A 1,029-nucleotide genomic window follows, 5' to 3' on the forward strand; every position below is an offset into this window, starting at 1 on the left:
TAATGGTGGAGTCGGGTATTGGAACTGCCTGAATACCTCGGCCAGTGCGGACCCATGCCGTGAAGTCGTCGGCGAGTCCGGGCGGGTTGTCGCTTCGGTTCGGCGAGCGATCCCTTCGTAGTACTCCAGCTCGTGGAGGCACTGGCCTGCCGGTCATATTCTCGATGACGCCATCGTCGTGGAGGTCGCGGGCGTGCTGGACGCATGCCTGGTTGAAGTTGGCCTCGATCAGCGCGGCGATCGGTCCCATGGTTGTCATGCAGTCTTCGGGGTGGGTGTGCTGGTTGTCGTGCCAAAGTCCGAGTTCGCTGATCCACCGGTGGCGTGCTGTGGTTCCGTCGGGGTCTTGGGTCAGGTCGCCGATGGCTGTGAGCTTGTTCTGGAGCCAGAAGGCATAGTTCCAGTGGGCTTCCGCCTCGTCGGAGGCGTCCGCGATGGTGCGGTGGAACTGGGCTTCGGTGTATCCGCTGGTCAGAGTGGGCTGTTGTGGGTCGTCCCTCTCATTGTCGATGAAGAAGGAGATGACGTAGATGTCCTTTGCTTCGGCAGTCGGGGTCGGGCTGGGGGCTCGGGTGGCAAAGGTTCGGAGGTGGTTCTGGAAGGTCACGGGGCTGGAGCCTTTCGAGTGCGGTTGCTGATGTTGGCGGCGTAAGTGGCCCAGTCACCGGCGGCGGCTCGCTGCCACTTGACAGCGACGCTGATGTGGATGCCGAGGGTGTGGGCGAGGACTGCGGGGGGCAGTTCGGTGGCGAGCTGGAAGAGCGCGGTCGAGCGGGTCTCGGCGAGTCGGATGCCGAGCTTGCGGAGCCGTTCGCCCATGGCCCAGGCGCTGATCGGTCGGCCGGGCTGGCCGCCGGGGAAGAGCCAGGGCGAGTCGGTCTGGGCGAGGACCGCGGGGCTGCGACGGGCGGAGGCTTGCTTCAGGGCCAGCTCGGCGACGGGCCCGGGCAGGGCGACCGCGACGTCGCCGAGGCGGATGTGGACCGTTCCTTCCGACTCTTCGATGTGAGTGGTGGTCAGCCGGGCTAT

The 1,029-nt window shown here is 65.8% G+C and carries 1 protein-coding gene and 1 pseudogene; both read right to left on the reverse strand.

Translation table 11 applies throughout. The features are described from left to right. Positions 1 to 607 (reverse strand): hypothetical protein (locus tag ACWCPY_RS43350; RefSeq protein WP_451274710.1); only part of this gene is annotated, 607 nt, incomplete at its 3' end. After that, positions 604 to 1,029 (reverse strand): annotated as a pseudogene (locus tag ACWCPY_RS43355) (site-specific integrase); the annotation flags it as partial. The pseudogene ACWCPY_RS43355 and the gene ACWCPY_RS43350, both read right to left, overlap by 4 nt.

The sequence above is a fragment of the Streptomyces sp. NPDC002403 genome, from assembly GCF_053593015.1.